The sequence below is a fragment of the Candidatus Symbiopectobacterium sp. genome (assembly GCF_020054415.1).
Lineage (GTDB): Bacteria > Pseudomonadota > Gammaproteobacteria > Enterobacterales > Enterobacteriaceae > Symbiopectobacterium.
The window spans coordinates 1-1,700 of sequence record NZ_JAHWCO010000100.1; the positions used below are offsets into that span (position 1 = coordinate 1).

2 protein-coding genes and 1 pseudogene are annotated in these 1,700 nt (G+C 50.3%); all 3 read left to right on the forward strand.

All coding sequences use genetic code 11. From position 1 onward, the window contains the following. Positions 1-108, forward strand: a 108-nt coding sequence (locus QZ506_RS03040) for an IS1 family transposase (RefSeq protein ID WP_291968657.1), incomplete at its 5' end; no start/stop codon positions are given. Further along, positions 108-1,244: pseudogene (locus QZ506_RS03045) on the forward strand (IS3 family transposase). The gene QZ506_RS03040 and the pseudogene QZ506_RS03045, both read left to right, overlap by 1 nt. A gap of 258 nt (positions 1,245-1,502) precedes the next feature. Next, positions 1,503-1,700: helix-turn-helix domain-containing protein (locus tag QZ506_RS03050; RefSeq protein ID WP_291968973.1), on the forward strand; the 198-nt coding region annotated here is incomplete at its 3' end.

Genomic DNA, 1,700 nt, shown 5'->3' on the forward strand with positions numbered 1-1,700 from the left:
CGTAACCGATTGCAACGGCTCAATCGCAAGACGCTCGGATATTCAAAATCATCCGAAATGCACGATAGGATCATCGGTACTTACATCGAACGCGAGTACTACGTTTGATGCTACATCAACTCATTGAATACACGACCCATACGCCGGAGTTTCGCGATGAAGCTCTGAAATTGGCAGAGCGCATTGGCGTCGCTGCCGCTGCTCGCGAACTCAATCTTTATGAATCACAGCGTTATGCATGGCGCAGTAAACAACAGCAGAAAATGACATCTTCAGAGCGCGAAAGCGAATTCGCTGCTGAAAATGCCCGTCTTAAGCGGCAACTGACGGAGCAGACTGAGGAACTGGCAATTATCCAAAAGGCCGCGACATACTTCGCGAAGCGCCTGAAATAAAGTATGTATTCATCGAAAAATCAGGCTGAGTTCAGCATCAAAGCCATGTTTAGTGTGCTTAGGGTTGCCCGCAGCGGCTGGTATGTCTGGCGTCTGCGTCGTCATCAGTTGAACCACCGACAGCAGTTCCGGCTGGCCTGTGATGAGGCTGTCCGTCAGGCATTCACTGACGCCAGACTGCGGTATGGTGCACCACGTCTTGGGGATGAGTTGCCGGAATATAATGTTAATACCATCGCAGCCAGCCTGCGTCGTCAGGGGCTGCGGGCGAAAGCCTCCCGAAAGTTCAGCCCTGTCAGATACCGGGCACATGGTCTGCCGGTATCAGATAATCTGCTGAAACAGGACTTCAGCGCCAGCGGCCTGAATCAGAAGTGGGCGGGAGACATAACGTAACTTCGCACGGGTTAGGGCTGGCTGTACCTTGCGGTAGTCATCGACCTGTGGTCCCGTGCGGTTATCGGCTGGTCAATGTCATCACGGATGACGGAACAGCTTGCCTGCGACGCGCTGCAGATGGCGCTGTGGCGGCGAAAACGTCTGGAAAATGTAATTGTTAACACAGACCGCGGTGGTCAGTACTGTTCAGCGGATTATCAGGCCCTGCTGACGCGGAATAATCTGCGTGGTAGCATGAGTGAAAAGGGTTGCTGCTATGACAATGCCTGTGTGGAAAGCTTTTTCCACTCTCTGAAGGTTGAATGTATCCACGGAGAACGTTTTGTCAGTCGGGAAATAATGCGGACAATGGTGTTTAATTATATTGAGTGCGATTACAATAGCTGGCGTCGCCACAGTGCCTGCGGCGGACTCAGCACGGGACAGTTTGAAAACCAGAACATCGCTTAGGACTGTGTCTACATTACGTGGGTAGAGCCTGTACACGAGATTGTGTAATTGCCTGATTTTGATGTTGGATGAGCCTGTTTAAGATTTTGTGTAAATGCCTTTCCTCAGAAGTGACCGTCAAGGCGGTCACCAAACTCGATAATAAAGCGACTCATTTGTATTAGTCGCGACTAGATCTGACACTGGACCTTGAAAGGTTGAGAGTTACCGGTTTTGATATGTGTGTCTAATCCTTAAACAAAACGCGAGGTAACTCTCATGCTTCATACTAACAATCCCATTATCAAACACAAAGCCAGCCTGCTCAATCTCGCCGAAGAACTCGGTAACGTATCAAAAGCCTGCAAGATCATGGGCGTGTCACGCGATACATTTTACCGTTATCAGGAACTGGCTGCTGAAGGCGGCATTGATGCGCTGGTTAACCAGAACCGTCGGGTTCCGAACCTGAAGAAC